The organism is Sphingomonas sp. Leaf257 (genome assembly GCF_001422185.1).
In the GTDB taxonomy this organism is placed as follows: domain Bacteria; phylum Pseudomonadota; class Alphaproteobacteria; order Sphingomonadales; family Sphingomonadaceae; genus Sphingomonas; species Sphingomonas yabuuchiae.
Window position 1 is genome coordinate 1 of sequence record NZ_LMMH01000001.1, and the last position, 14,820, is coordinate 14,820.

General features: G+C 59.4%; 11 protein-coding genes. 10 read left to right on the forward strand and 1 reads right to left on the reverse strand.

All coding sequences use genetic code 11. The features are described 5' to 3' along the window. Positions 1–134 precede the first annotated feature (134 nt). From tnpA to ASF14_RS00025, 4 genes are all read left to right on the forward strand, one after another. A complete protein-coding gene (gene tnpA / locus ASF14_RS00005; RefSeq protein WP_236696864.1) occupies positions 135–497 on the forward strand; it encodes an IS66-like element accessory protein TnpA in 363 nt (120 codons plus the stop codon). After that, the gene (tnpB, locus tag ASF14_RS00010) at positions 494–841 is read left to right on the forward strand and encodes an IS66 family insertion sequence element accessory protein TnpB (protein WP_056429811.1); all 348 of its coding nucleotides are present in this window, start codon (positions 494–496) and stop codon (positions 839–841) included. Before tnpA ends, tnpB begins: the two co-directional genes overlap by 4 nt. Before the next feature lie 61 nt (positions 842–902). Then, entirely contained in the window at positions 903–2,456 is a 1,554-nt protein-coding gene (gene tnpC / locus ASF14_RS00015) for an IS66 family transposase (protein WP_056429814.1), read from the forward strand. Positions 2,457–3,277: 821 nt separating this feature from the next. Next, positions 3,278–5,887 (forward strand): tape measure protein, encoded by a 2,610-nt coding sequence (locus ASF14_RS00025; protein WP_056429819.1) that lies wholly within the window; start codon positions 3,278–3,280, stop codon positions 5,885–5,887. Positions 5,888–5,906: 19 nt separating this feature from the next. On the opposite strand, the gene ASF14_RS21085 is transcribed toward ASF14_RS00025, so the two are convergent. Then, complete coding sequence (locus ASF14_RS21085) at positions 5,907–6,185, reverse strand: hypothetical protein (RefSeq protein WP_156360938.1); 279 nt, start codon at positions 6,183–6,185, stop codon at positions 5,907–5,909. Between the two features lie 85 nt (positions 6,186–6,270). On the opposite strand from ASF14_RS21085, the gene ASF14_RS00030 reads away from it, so the two are divergent. The 6 genes from ASF14_RS00030 (at position 6,271) to ASF14_RS00055 (ending at position 14,787) form a co-directional block, all read left to right on the forward strand. Continuing rightward, positions 6,271–6,873, forward strand: coding sequence for a hypothetical protein (locus ASF14_RS00030; protein ID WP_056429825.1), 603 nt, complete (start codon positions 6,271–6,273; stop codon positions 6,871–6,873). Positions 6,874–6,884: 11 nt separating this feature from the next. Further along, entirely contained in the window at positions 6,885–7,553 is a 669-nt protein-coding gene (locus tag ASF14_RS00035) for a hypothetical protein (RefSeq protein ID WP_156360939.1), read from the forward strand. A gap of 40 nt (positions 7,554–7,593) precedes the next feature. Then, the gene (locus ASF14_RS00040; RefSeq protein WP_056429833.1) at positions 7,594–8,055 is read left to right on the forward strand and encodes a DUF6950 family protein; all 462 of its coding nucleotides are present in this window, start codon (positions 7,594–7,596) and stop codon (positions 8,053–8,055) included. Then, complete coding sequence (locus tag ASF14_RS00045) at positions 8,055–11,342, forward strand: gp53-like domain-containing protein (protein WP_056429837.1); 3,288 nt, start codon at positions 8,055–8,057, stop codon at positions 11,340–11,342. The genes ASF14_RS00040 and ASF14_RS00045 overlap by 1 nt, the downstream gene beginning before the upstream one ends. A gap of 80 nt (positions 11,343–11,422) precedes the next feature. Next, the gene (locus ASF14_RS00050) at positions 11,423–12,178 is read left to right on the forward strand and encodes a hypothetical protein (protein WP_156360940.1); all 756 of its coding nucleotides are present in this window, start codon (positions 11,423–11,425) and stop codon (positions 12,176–12,178) included. Beyond that, on the forward strand, positions 12,175–14,787 hold the full coding sequence (locus tag ASF14_RS00055; RefSeq protein WP_056429847.1) for a right-handed parallel beta-helix repeat-containing protein: 2,613 nt from the start codon (positions 12,175–12,177) through the stop codon (positions 14,785–14,787). Before ASF14_RS00050 ends, ASF14_RS00055 begins: the two co-directional genes overlap by 4 nt. The last annotated feature ends 33 nt before the right edge of the window (positions 14,788–14,820 follow it).

Here is a 14,820-nt window from a genome sequence, read left to right on the forward strand (position 1 = left end):
GTAAGCGTGGTCGGCAGGCCGCCTTGCGGTAGGGCCTGTGGCTGAGATGCTTGCGGCCTTTGACGAGGGCGCAGGCGGTGCGGGAAGTTGTAGGTTCTACGACCAGTCATACGAGTGCTCGTATGACTGGTCGGATGGAGGTGGTCGGCCGGGTGTCGGGTCGACGGCGATGGTCTGATGCGGAGAAGCTGGAGATCCTAGCCGAGGCGTTCCGGCCGGGGATGCGGGTCTGCGACGTTATCGCCCGTCGCGAGGTGTCGAGCAGCCTGATCTACACGTGGCGCAAGCAGTTGCGGGAGGGCAAGCTGGCGTGCGCGGTGCCGTCGTTGCCGGTGTTTGCCGAAGTGCAGGTGGCGGAACCGGTCGTGCCAGCGCCACAGCCGGCACCATGTTCATCGGGGCTGATCCAGATCGAACTGCCGGGCGGCGTGCGGGTGAATGTCGACGCGGGCGTGGATGCGGACGCGCTTGCACGGGTGCTGTCGGTGCTGCGGTGAACCCGGTGCCGCTGCCGACGCGGGTGTTCCTGGCGTGCGGTGTGACCGACATGCGCAAGGGGTTCGATGGCTTGGCGGTGCTGGTGCAACAGGTGCTGGCGCAGAACCCGCATTCGGGTGCGCTGTTCGCGTTCCGGGGCAAGCGCGGGCATCTGGTCAAGCTGCTGTGGTTCGATGGGCAGGGCCTGTGCCTGTTTTCCAAGCGCCTCGACCGGGGTCGCTTCGTCTGGCCAGTGACAGCGACCGGCACGGTGACGCTGACGCCGGCGCAATTGTCGATGCTGCTGGAGGGCATCGACTGGCGGCGCCCCGAGCGGACGTTCACGCCGACGCTGGCGGGATGAAAACGGCGGTTTTGCGCCACTTTCTCTCGCTCGCCGACCTGCAATCTGCTATGGAGGCAGTGTGTCGGAAGCGCCTGTTTCCCCTGCTGATGCCACCGCGCGGATCGCCGCGCTGGAGGCTTCGCTCGCCCGGGCCAATGCCGCACTGGCTGCCCGCGACCTGCTCATCGATACCCTGCGCGGGCAGATCGCCCGGCTGCGGCGGATGCAGTTCGGCGCGTCGTCCGAGAAGCTCGGCCGTGAGATCGAGCAGCTCGAACTGGCGCTGGAAGAACTCGAGACCGAGCGCGATGCGCCGGGGCCTGAGATGGTTGGCCCTGGCGTGGCGGTTCGGCCGGTGCCCGTCCGCAGTCTGCCCGGACATCTGCCGCGCGAGGAGGTCGTCCATGAGCCGGCGTCGGGTGCCTGCACCTGCCCGGACTGTGGCGGCGCGCTGCGTCCGCTTGGAGCGGACGCGCACGAGATGCTCGACATCGTGCCGGTGCGCTGGCGCGTCATGCGCAACATCCGCCCCAAATACAGCTGCCGGTCCTGTGACAAGATCGTCCAGGCACCGACACCGGTCAGCGCCGTGGCGCGCGGCAAGGCGACCTTCGCCACGCTAGCGCACATCGTCGTCTCCAAGTTCGACCACCATCTGCCGCTCTGCCGCCAGGCAGAGATGATGGCAGCGCAAGGGCTCGACATCGACCGCTCGACGCTGGCGGGCTGGACCGGACAGGCTGCAGCGCTGCTCGACCCCATCGTCAGCCGCATCCGCGACGAAGTCCTCAAGGCCGACAAAATCCATGCCGACGACACGCCGGTGCCGGTACTCGACCCCGGCCGGGGCAAGACCGCGACCGGGCGGCTGTGGGTTTACGCCGTCGACGACCGGGCATCCGGCGGGACGACACCGCGTGCGATCTGGTATCGCTTCACGCCCGACCGCACCGCGGCGCACCCGCTGGCCCATCTCACCGGCTTTCGCGGCTTCCTCCAGGCCGATGCCTATGCCGGCTATGACGGACTCTACCGCAGCGGCGTGACCGAAGTCGCGTGTTGGGCACACTTTCGGCGCAAGGTCTTCGACCTTCACGAGCGGTCGCCCACGCCGCTGACCACCGACATCCTCGAGCGGATCGGCACGCTTTACGCTGTCGAGGCCGAGGTACGCGGTCAACCACCCGACGTGCGATGTCGAGCCCGACAGGAGAAAAGTCGGCCGCTGGTCGACACCTTGCGTGAGGTTCTGGATGCAGCCTTGCGCCGTCTTTCACCCAAATCCGACATGGCTCGGGCCATCGCCTATGGCACCAAGCGCTGGCCGGCGCTGTCGCGCTTTCTCGATAATGGTTCCCTCGAGATCGACAACAATATCGCGGAACGTGCGCTGCGCGGTATAGCCGTGGGAAGGCGCAACTGGCTGTTCGCCGGCTCTCGCCCAGGTGGCGAACGGGCCGCTGCCCTCTACACCGTCATCCAGACCTGCAAGGCCAACGGCATCGACCCTCACGCCTACATCGCCGACGTCATCGCCAAAGTCGCGGGCGACTGGCCTGCCAACCAATGGGACGAACTCATGCCCTGGAACTGGATGCCGTCGGCAGATCGGCCAATCGCGCAAGCCGCATAATCTGCGGCCTCCACACCACGCTTACCGNACCAATGGGACGAACTCATGCCCTGGAACTGGATGCCGTCGGCAGATCGGCCAATCGCGCAAGCCGCATAATCTGCGGCCTCCACACCACGCTTACCGCCAACTACCTGGAGAGCATTCGCCAGCAGCGTAACGCCGAGTTGGCTTATGAGGACGATCAGCTTTTGCCCGAAGCCGAACGAAAGGGCATCCAAAAGCCGGCTGACCTCGATGTTGGTGTACTGGCAATCATCTATAGCGTCATTGATGAAAAGGGCGAATTCATGTTTGCGGAGAGGGATATGCCCCTGTTCAGCACATGGTCCAACAACGCAGTCACCCGCATCTACGAGACGGTCATTGAACTCAACGAGTATGATCGCAGCATGAGCGAGCAGGTAGAGGCCGAAAAAAAAGATTAATAACTGATAGCGTTCGCCGCTTCCAATTCCGCTTGGCACTGGGCCTGGGGAAGACCCTTGCTGAGATTGAGGCCATCGACAAGGACGAGTTGTCCCGTTGAGGATCAGCGCGCCGCCACCGGCCTAGACCTCCTCTATGCAATCAATAGCAAACCCGGAACTAAACACCCTCAGTGGTTTGATCGGGGCGAACGCCGTGTGGAAGTAGGACCGACGCCGGAAGAGACAGAAGAGAACATTCGGGACTTCTTCATGGGCAAGACCATCAAGGTAGCATCCGCTCCTGCCAAAAAGCCTCGTAAGACCCGTTCCGATAAGGGCGGGAAGCGCAGCGAAACCGTCGATCCGAAGCCCCCCAGCTAAGTAGTGAGCAACACTTAGCCGGGAGGCGCAATGGCTCAACAAATCGGGTCACTCTATGCCAGCATGACGCTGGAGAGTGCCAACTTCATCAACGGACTTGAGCGCGCCACCAAGGCTACTGATCGCGCAAGCACTGCAATCGAAAAGGGACTAGGCCGCGCCGGAGCCGCAGTTAAGGGCTTTGTCGCGGTCTATGCTGCCGACAAGGCTATCGATGGCGCAAAGCGGTATCTCGAACTCGCGGACGCTGCCAAGAAGATGGAGGCGCAGCTAAAGCTCGCCACTGCCCAGATGGGCAACATGGGCGCAGCGCAACGCGACGTTCACGACATCGCCAAAGAAACTCGCGCGGGACTACAGGAAACTGTCGACCTCTACGCCAAATTCCTTCCCGCTGCCCGTGACCTGGGCAAGGGCCAAACGGATGCCGCTCGCGCTACCGAGACGTTCGGCAAGGCGCTCAAGATCGGTGGCGCGGACGCGAATGCCGCCGCATCTGCTACCCTACAGTTTGGTCAGGCGCTGGCTTCCGGCGTGCTGCGCGGTGACGAATTCAACAGCGTCAACGAGGCATCCCCCCGCATCATGCGCCTGCTCGCAGAGAGTATGGGTCAGCCCGTTGGCGCGCTCCGTAAGATGGCCGAAGAGGGGAAGCTGACCAGCGACGTGCTGTTCAAAGCCCTGACTGATCCCCGCTTCACCGCTTCCATTGATGCTGAGTTTAAAGAACTGCCGACGACGTTCGAGCAGGCCAAAACCCTCATGGAGAACAGCCTAACGGACCTCATTGGTGCGTTCGACCGTGGCGCGGGCATCAGCGACGCAATAGCTGAGGGCCTGGGCGAAGGCACGACCATGATGGACGATTTGGTCAAGGCCGCAGAGGAAGCAGGTGTCGATATTCGCGCTACCTTCGCCGGTCTGGACAATGCGTTCAATCCGCTTGGCGAGGGCGCAGCCTCCGTATTCGACGCTATCCGCAAGGACAGCGACTACACGCGCGAAACCATCGGCAACCTGCTCCGCTTTATCGACAAGGCGCACAACGCATACGCCGCCGCCGACAATTTCGGCACCCGCATTGAGAATGGCTTTAAGCGTGGACTCAACCGCGCTCAGGATCGTGCTGGCGGCAAGAACATGCCGCACCTCAAAGAGACGCCCCTGATCGCCGATTGGCACATGGGTGACGACTTCGACAAAGGCTACCAGCAGTCTCGCATTACCTCTGCTCGCAAGAAACTGATCCGCAACATCCGCCAGTATGGCACGGATAAGAAATTTGACGGGAAGGGGATGTCTGACCAGCAATTGTTGGATCATTCTCGCACGATGAAGATTGCTGGCCCTACGGCTGGCTCTGGACGCCGCACATACACTCCCAAAGACCCCAAGAAGGAAAAGGAGGCAGCGGTATCGAAGAAGAAAGCTGATCGCGAGGCGGAGAAAGCCGCGCGTGAAGCGGAGCGCGACGCCACTCGTGATCGTCGCAATCAGGAAGCCTTCATTGCCGACAAGAACCGCTCACAAGCCGATGAGCTAGATAGCCGCGCCGCTCTGGCTGCTACCGCCGAGGAACGCTTCGACTTCGAACGTAAGGCTATAGACCAAGACCGCAGGAGCCGCCTCGACCAAATTGATAAGGACGGTCCCAACGGCAACAAGCGTTACAATGCCGCTCAGGTCGAAGAGCTAAAGCAAATTGAGGAGCGCATCACTGCCAACCGCAAGCAGGCATTGACGTTCAAAGAAGCCGAATTTAACGCACAGGAAGAGTTGAAGCTAAAAAGTGCGGGCCTCGCGAATGCCGAGGAAGTGGCAACTCTGGAAGGGAGTCTGGCCCGCACCGCGAAGGACCGCCGCGCCAGCGAACTCCGACTGCTCGGTCTACGCACGCAGCAGGAGAAGTTGGCCTTGGAGGCAATCATCGCTTCCCGTGACGCCACCGAAGCCGAAAAGGAAATCGCGCGTTGTCGCCTTGCCCTTATTCCCACACTGAAGGCTGGCGCGACCAAGCAGATCAATGAGCAAAATCAGGGGCCGCTGGGCCAGTTCCTCAACACAATCCCGCGTACCGCCGACGAGATTAATGAGAGCCTGCAAAACGTTGAGGTAGATGGACTGCGCAACCTCCAGAGCGGCTTGGTCGATACGATCAAGGGAGTTCACAGCCTGGGTGATGCATTCTCCAGCATGGCGGACACCGTGATCGACGGACTGCTCAACATCGCCATCCAGCAGATGCTCATTAAGCCGTTGGGCAACTTTCTGTTCGGCAGTGGCGACAATGGCAGCACCGGCTTGCTTGGCAGCCTTACGAAGGGCTTGACCCAGCTTCTGTCGCCCAAGGTTGGCAAGGCCAACGGGGGCATGGGCAATCGTGGTCGCGTCCTCGTCGGTGAGCATGGACCGGAGGTGCTGGATATGGGCGGACCATACCATGTCACCCCGAACCACAAGCTGGACGCCGTGCGTGGCTCTGGCTCCGGCAGCATCAACGTCACGTTCGGCGCGATCACCAGCAATGAACCAGCAGCCGTGAAAGCGATGGCGATGCAGGCGATTGCCGAAATGGCCCCCATGCTCACGCAGAATTCCAAGAACGCGACGATGGCCGAATTACGTCGTCCGCGCATGTGAATGCGCTTTTTCTTTGCAATTAGATATGGTGGTTCAATGCTTCAGAAACCCGACCTGGATTCACATTGAATCGCTGTGCCACGTCACGTTGATGAAGCCGGGGATTTCGCGTTGCAAAATTTCTGATTTCCTCGGCTAGCTCGGGCGTCAAAGCCGCACTGCGATTTGATGCACGCTTGATAGGTGAAGCCCGGTAGGTCTCATCAGCTAAATCATGCAGCTCATCCAAACCATACTCATCAGCGATTTGACGAAGACGAGCACGAATTTCAGGAATAGTCCGCTTATTAGTCGGCATAAAGACCTCGACTCGGCGATTCGATATTCCATCATCAAATCAAACGCCAAATTATTCAAGCAGATGATTTTTTGCTAAGTATGGGATGGCTATCTACCCCATCCCCTTCCCGACGCGGGCACCCACGCAGGAAATCCTTCGGGTTGCTTTTCAGCAAGCCGCGATGGAAAGCCCTCACACCTTCGCACAACAGACCGTCAGTAAAGCCGATCACTGGCTCCTGGAGTTTCAATGGCCGCGCATGAGCCACAGCGAAGCCGAACGCATTGCGGCCTGGATCGACAGCCTTCGTGGCCAACTGGGTACGTTCACTTATACGCCCCGCAGTAGCGCCAAATCTTCCCTGCAAGGGATTACCGTAGCCCAGATCGCCTACAGCTACAGCAGCACTGTCAGCCTTACGGGATGGGCCGCACAGGGCGTCTCAGGGCTGTCTCTGGGGCAATATTGCCAGATCGGCGAACGCCTGCATCGAATTGTCTCCGCCCCTGCGAATGCCGATGCGAACGGTCGCTGTTTGGTCGAAGTGGTCCCGCAGATCAGGAAAACGAAGGCTGTTGGCACCACCGTCGAATTCCAAAATCCCAAGGGCATGTTCCGCTTCACCAGCGCCGACAGCTATGCCTTCACGCTCGACCCTGACCGCCAGCCTAGCTTCCCAACCATCCAGGCAAAGGAGGCTTTCTAATGCGCGTAGGCATGAACAGCGAAGTGCTTGCCGCATTGGCTGCGCAGGGCATCACCACCGCAATTCTCGGTCGTCTCGATTTTAAGAGCGATACGGTGTGTATCTGGACTGGCGCGGAAAGCCTGACTGTTCAGGGCAGCGCGGATAGCCTGCTCAACAACCAAACTTTCGAACCGCTAGTTCACGGTGTGGTTCTCGACATTGGTGAGAACAACATGAGCATGAGCGGCAGCGATGCGCTCAAAATCGCGCTTGGCATCCCCAACGACCCTAGCGTCTCGATCACAGCGGCAATGGTCTATCCTGACGAATATCAGGCACGTCAGGCAACGCTTTGGCGCGCAATTATGATCACCAGCCCCACACCCGGCGCCCCAGCCACCTGGGCATTCAGACGCATCCGCACGGGTCGCATGGATACACTGGAAATCTCCGACGACGGTACAAGCAGCAAGTTCATTCTGGGCATTGAAGGCCATGCTGGCCTTATCAGCGGGGCGACCAATCAAAGCTACCAGACCCAGAAAGCAATCGACCCCTCGGACACCAGCCAGGATTATGTTCTAACCTGCGCAAACGGTTCACCTGCCCCCACAAAGGCTACCCTGCCCGGAACGTGGGGATTTGGTAGCGCGGGCGTGTCATACGACGGCCAGAGTTGGAACATGGATCAGCAATGAGCTGCCATCTTAGCGCGACCCCCGACGCGCTAAGTATGAGATGTCCAGCACACCTCAGATTGTCCGCGCTCCCGATTGGGAAGACCGTCTTTCCACATATCTAGATCGCGTTGCCGAAGAACCCTTCGTCTGGGGTTCTCACGACTGCGCCCTCCACGCGGCATCAGCGATCCGCGCGATGACGGGTGTGGATCCAGGCGCAGCCTTTCGCGATCAATATGACAGCCGCACCGGCTCGGCCGCAGCCCTTCGCGAGCATGGCCAAGGCACGCTGCTCAAGACCGTCACCGCATGGCTTGGAGCCCCTAAGCACGTCAGCCAGGCCAAGCGCGGCGACATCGTTATGCGCGACCGCTCCACACTGGGCGTCTGTGTTGGTGCCTATTCCTATTTTGTTGGTGAGGAACACGGTCAGGCTGGTCTAGTCTTCCTTCCAACCTCCGACTGTACTCGCGCCTTCACGGTGCCGTTCGTAGCGCTCTCCGACGTGGAGGGCCGCTAATGTCCAAGGTCCTCAAAGTCGTAGCAATCGTCGCCGTTGCGGTTGCTGTCGTCGTCTTTGCCCCTGCGATCGGCGCCGCCCTCGCCCACGTGGCTGGCTCCCTAGGCATAACGGTCACTGGCTCGGCCATCGCCAGCTACCTTGTCGGCATGGCGATCACGACGGCGCTGACCGCCTCGATGACGCTGTTCCGAAAAGCGCCCAGCATGTCCAACTCGATGGCGGACAGGCTCAGCACCTCCGTCAACCCAACCGCACCGCGCAAGATCGTCTTTGGCCTGACCGCCGCCGGTAACGATGTCCGGTTCTTCGAAACCTACGGCAACAAGAAGGACCGCTACGTCCAGGCTATCGCTCTCGCATCGCATCGCATTAATGCCATTCGCGGCTTCTATGTTGAGAATGACCTTGCCTGGAACGGCTCGACGCTCGTCAGCCATAGCGACGGCATTGAGAGCATTCGCGCGGTTCCCGAAGGCCGCCCCGGTAATGGCTTCGCAATCGGCTCGGGTGCCTATTGGAAGTCGTCGGCCTGCTTTACAGGCTGTGCCTACATCGCGATCACCTGGAAGCTCAGCAACGATGCTTGGCCCAGTGGCATTCCAGCGAGCGCCCGAACCGTTGTTGAGGGTTGCCCGGTCTATGACCCGCGCTTGGACAGCGCACGCGGCGGCTCCGGTTCGCATCGCATCGACAACCAGAGCACCTGGGGCTGGCGCAATGGCAGCACGGAGATTGGTCGCAATCCCGCGCTTGCGCTGCTCACCTACCTCATCGGCTGGAAGATCAACGGCAAGCTCGTTTGGGGCATGGGTATTCCTGCCGCCAACATCGATTTCGACAGCTTTAAGACCTACGCGAATATCTGCGAGGAGCAGGTTGCGACCCAAGGCGGAGGCTCCGTCCAACGGTATACCTGCGACGGCATTTTCAGCACCGCTGACGCGCACGATACCGTAATTAACGCCATCACCGCCGCGATGGGATCGACCAAGATGGTCGATGTCGGTGGCGCATACACGCTCATTGGGGGTTATGACGACACGGCAGGTCCCAAGGTCGGCCTAACCCTCAGTGACATTGTTGGCGCAGCTGGCTCCAGCACGCCTTACATCTGGCTTCCCGCTCCGGCGTCACGCGAGCGTTTCAATATCGTCCGCGGTCGTTTTGCCGATCCGTCGAACCTCTACCAGCTCAGCGATTGGGGCGACCCCATCGAGCAACCTACACTTGCCGATGACGTGCCGCGCACGATGAACTTGGACCTGGGATGCGTATCGCGACCCGAAACGTGCCAGCGCATCGCCAAGCAATTCCTGCTGAGGGAGTACCTGACCCCCGGCAAGTTCAGTGCGACGTTCGGCCCAAATGCATTTGCGGCACAGGTTGGCAGCATCGTCACGCTGACCATTCCGCAGTTGGGTTGGAACGCCAAGCTGTTCCGCGTCGAAGAGCAGGCCGAAACCCACGACATGTTCTATCAGATGACGCTGCGTGAAGAGAGCGCGGCCGTCTACGCGTGGGACCGCGAGGAAAAGCCCCTCCCCGCCAATATCCGTCCGACCGGCTACGACCCCAACGACACGCTCTCCCCCGCAGCATTCATTGTCACCAGCCAAAATTATCAGGGGGCAAACAATTACAACGTCTCAGAAGTCCATGTGGGGTGGACACCCGAGACCAGCGGCCGCGTCACCGGCATCCAAATTTACAGCCGCCCCGTTGGGGTCGATGCCTGGACAGAGCAAGCTGCGCTCCACGACGCGCGCACTGGCTCATTCATCTTCACCAGCAATGCGCCCGGCATCGACATTGAGGTGCGTGCGCGCTTCCGCATGTCGAGCGCGGTTTACGGCCCTTGGATCACGACTGGCGTCACAACGGCGCCTGTAGAAACGGTCGACAACAGCGCCCGTGAGAATGCCAAGAACGCTGCTGATAAAGCCGACGTGGCACAGGGCACGGCAAACACGGCAGACGGCAAGGCCGACGCGATCACCAGGAACTTGGTAGGCTCCAAGCTAACAAACCTTCTGCTGTCGAAGATTGACGAACAGGCCGCACTCAGCATCGAATATGGTGCAGCCGCAATCAGTGCCGCAAGCGCTTTAGCTAACACCAATCTTACTGCGATCCAGACACTCCAAACCCGTATTGATGATAACGGCGACAAGGTTGCCGAGGACTTCCTACAACTCACCAGTCGCCTGGACGAGAGCGAGAAGAAACTAGCAGGTATCAATGTCAAGGGTGACATCGAAGCTGGCCTAACAGAACTTCGCAGAACAATCGCTAATGCCAATTACGCCAGCGTCGAGACCGTTGATAAGAAAATCGCCAAATATGGCGAGAACGTATCCGCTTGGCAGGTCCAGGAGGAAAAGGCTCGGGTCGACGCCGATAGTGCAGTTATAAAAACTGTCGACGAAGTGGGTGCCCGCGTGACCAAGGAGGGCACAGTTCGCGAGGCAGCGATTAAGGATTTGCGGGAAATCCTTATCGACAAGGACGGCAACTTAATCGCTCAGCGTATTCAAGGCCTGGGTACGCGCATCACCGTCAATTTCGGTGGAAAGCCGGTGACGCTGGAATCCGCGATCCAGACCATCGACACGTCGTACAAAACTGCGACTGGCACCGTCGCGGAAAGCGTGAAGACACTCGCTTCCCGCATGGATGATGTCGGCGGTGCGACAATTGAAGAAGCGTTCAAAACTGTAGCTGACAAGGTTTCTGGTGTTTCAAGTCAGTATACGCTGAAAGTTCAAACGGACCAGAACGGTCAGAAGTACATCGCTGGCATGGGCATTGCCATTGAGAATGGCGTGTCAGCTATCGCATTCTCTGCTGACAGCTTTCGGATTGTCACGCCGGGTGAAGCCTCACGGCAGTTGTTTTTCGCTGACGCAGACGGCGTTTACATGCCCAACGTCCGCGTTGACAAACTCAAAGCCGGAGCCATCGACTTTGAGTTCCTGAACCGGCAGTCGATGGATAATCCCGCAAGTGGCTATCAGGCTCTCCCCGGTGGCTTGTGGCTGATGTGGGGACAGTATCGGGCCTACATCGCTGAAGAGCGATCAATCACGGTTCAATTTCCAATCTCCTTCCCAAACATCTGCCTGAGCTTCACTGCGACGCCCTACATCAACTACGCATCCAATGCCCGCGACCTTTACATTCAGGTTGTTGGCGATGCCACTGTGAGCGGAGCGACGATCTATACTCAGGGCTACAAGGGCTCTGCCGCATTGGACGGCTTCAACTGGTTCGCCGTAGGCAAATAGTCCCTCCGCATAAGTAGTTGATGGGAACTACAGCGTTTGAACAAAGCGGCACTATCAGCGTAACTCAAGGCTCTCGTGCAGTGACGGGAAGCGGCTCAGCTTGGCTGGCAGGGTATAATGGTCTCGCACTTAATATCGCTGGCGCGACCTATCCTATCGCAAGTGTGGATAGTCCAACTAGACTGACCCTGGTCGAACCATATCCGGGCAAGACGGCATCCCAACTTACCTACTTTCTGCTGCCGATCACCAATGAAAATTATGATCTGGCCAAGAAGGTTTTGGGCCTCATCACCGCTACGGGTCAATTGGCCAATTCGACGGTCCTCAACGGCCCCAAGGGCGATCCGGGCAATCCAGGCGTCGGCATCTCGACGGCCTATATTGACCAGACCACTAGCCACTTGATGGTCCGCAAGACCAACGGCGAACTGATCGATGCCGGAGTGGCTGTTGGTCCTCCCGGCCAGTTCATTGACCTCATCATCCAATGCTTTGCCGATGATGGCATCGTAGCGGTCGGCAGCAAAGTTGCCGCGCTTCGCGCCCCACGCGCACTCAAGCTGACTGGCATTCGCGCCTCACTATTCGCAGCGAGCCAGGGCGCTGGTGAAGCTGGTGGCGTGCGATTGGACGTGAAGCTGCGCGGCAAAACCATTCTCAGCCAGCCCATTGTCATCCCCCAGGGATCGACCACGAGCGCAGTGGTAGGCGCAACGCAGCCCTACCCTACAATCACCGATATTCCCGACGACGCTGAATTGATCGTCGACGTTCTAGCCCCCGGCGTCAATGCGCAGGGCCTGCGTGTGACCTTCACGGGCAATTACGCATGATCGTACAGGCCCCAAAGCAGAGCGAGTACGCCACCCTTTCGTTCGCCACAGGTTCGTATTCCTGGGATCGCCTGCGAACGAGCGATCCAACCAAAATCCCTCAACTGAGTTTCGTGTCACCGGGTGGGATCGCGGTCGCTCCCACGGGCGCGCTGTCCGTGGTCCCGGCTGGTCAACCACGCATCATCCCCAGCTTCGGACTCCTCGTTGAGCCATCGGCCAGGAACGTTCTCGACGGCATGGATAATGTCGCACCCACCAGCACGAGTGGGTGGACGCTACTCAACAGCCGCCCATCGGGCGCAACTATCACACTTGTGGACGACACCACGGCACTGCGCGCCTCGGGTCTGTTCGATGACCTTCTGACGAAGGGGATAATGTCGGGAAAGGTGATCCGTCTCGATAACCCGAGCACGACGACCGAGTTCGCAATTCCTATGTTTGACGCATCGAGCGCCAGGTTTGGGTTCAGCGCCTACGTGCGTTGTATCGCTGGCGCGGGATACCTGGCTGTTACCGGCGGCGGCGGCGTAGGCGACACCTTCACGAATAGCCAATGGCAGCGGGTCGGGCGCGTCCATACCGGGGGTACGCAGGGCCGTATCATCGTCAAGCCCAGCTCTACCGTTTTGGTGATCCTCGCGCAGGCAGAGCCGGACCGGATTACCAGTCCCATCATCCTCAAGGGATCGCCAGTTACGCGAGTGGCGGACAAGCCCGTCATCACCAGCCCTAACATTTTGGGTAAGCCTCACACGCTCATCATCGAGGGTGAGATTGCGCTCCAAAACAACATCGAGCGGACCCTATGCGAACTGAGCAACGATAGTGGACAGGCATTCGTCGTCTCGCGCACTACCGATGGCGCGCTAACCGCCAATCTCACTGGCGGGTACAAAAAGCCCTGCGTCCCTCGCCTGCTCGGCCCAGGTAAATTTCGCGTGGCCCACCGGGTCGGAACACTTGGTCATTCCATCGCTGGCGCGGGCATCAGCGGCCATGCGCCCTATGTGCCGGTCCCTTCCAGCCTGAACAAGCTGACCATCGGTTCGCGCCGTGACGGGTCATTGCCTCTCACTGGCTGGATACGTGAGATCAAACTGGTCGCTGAGGTAGCGAACGACAAGCTGGAAGCGATCACGGCTGGCCCAGCTGATGCATTCCTGCCCGAGACGCGCCGATACGTCAGCCCCAATGGCGACGACACCAACGACGGCCGCACGGTCCAGACGCCGTGGAAGACAATGGCCAATGTCCGCGACCCGCTCCAGTTCTGGCCGGGTACGCACTTCTACTTTGAGCGCGGCGGCACATGGGCTGAAACCCTGCTACCCACCAACAAATGTACCTATCGCCCATATGGCAGCGGCGCAGCACCTCGCATTGGCGTCGGTCAGCAGTATGGCTTGGACGAGAATGCCGCGAACGACTTCCGTGTCACCGGGCTTCATTTCTATGCCGCGAGATCACGCGGCGTAAACTGCTACGGCGCATCCGGCGTCATCCTGGACAATAACGAAGTCTCGAACTGCGGTTCGCTGAAAGACGACAATGCGATTGCCATCGCGATACGCGGCAATACCCGCAAGGCCGAAGCTGAATTGATCGCGGCCCCCGCTGATGTAACGGTCAATGCGTACGCGACAACTGAAGCAGGTCTGACGGGCGAATATGTCATCACCTGTACCGTAGGTGGCAGCGGAGCGGATGCACGATGGCAAGCCAAGCGCCCTGATGGCTCGATCATCGACACAGCAATTGGCGGCACCGAATTCTCTGGCGGCGGCATCAAGTTCACTCTGTCTGGCACGGCCACAGTCGGGGATGTCGTTAAAATCCGCAATAAGGCGTTTGCAGACATCGCGCTTCCCACCAATGCGTTGGCCGAAGACGTGTGGATCGAGAACAATCACGTTCACGACAATGTCGGTCGTGCGGCTGGCGATGCTATCTACGTCGAAGGCGTTGGCGGCATTTGTGGCATTATTGGAAACTTAGTCCCGCCACCTCTCGGTGTTGCCGCCGACTGCATTCAAATCGGTAGAAGCAGTCGCCTTTACGTCGCCCGTCCCGCCCATGCGATCATCCGAGACAATCGGGTGGCCGCGTACAAGGGCGGCGGCAAAGGAGCGATTGTCTGCCTAACGGAGTCCTGCCTTATTGAAGGCAATGTTGTCGAGGGCAACAACTTCTGTATCGGCTTCAACTCCATGACCTATGCCGTCGTGAGGTGGAATGTCTGCTACAACTCCACTCTGTACGATTACTCATGGGCCATCGGCATCGGTACCGACTTCGACTGTGCCAATGTCGAGATATACAGCAACGTCATGAGGAACTGCGCCAGGGGTATCAACCTATCCGGCATAGGCGGATCGACGCTGACCCTGAGTGGTCGCATTGCGCGCCTTCAAAACAGGTCAAACATCAAAGTAATCAACAACCTCATTGAGAATTGTGGGACTGCTCTCTTTGTGGACCGCCCAACGAGCGGCATGTTTGAACGCAACACCATCAAAGTCGCGAATAAGAACTATGATGTAAGAGTCACATCAGGTCCACCGGGCGAGCCGCTTATCGCACTCGTCAACAATACTCTCCAATGAGGCACCAGAGAGTTTCAGGGTAAGTAACAGCGA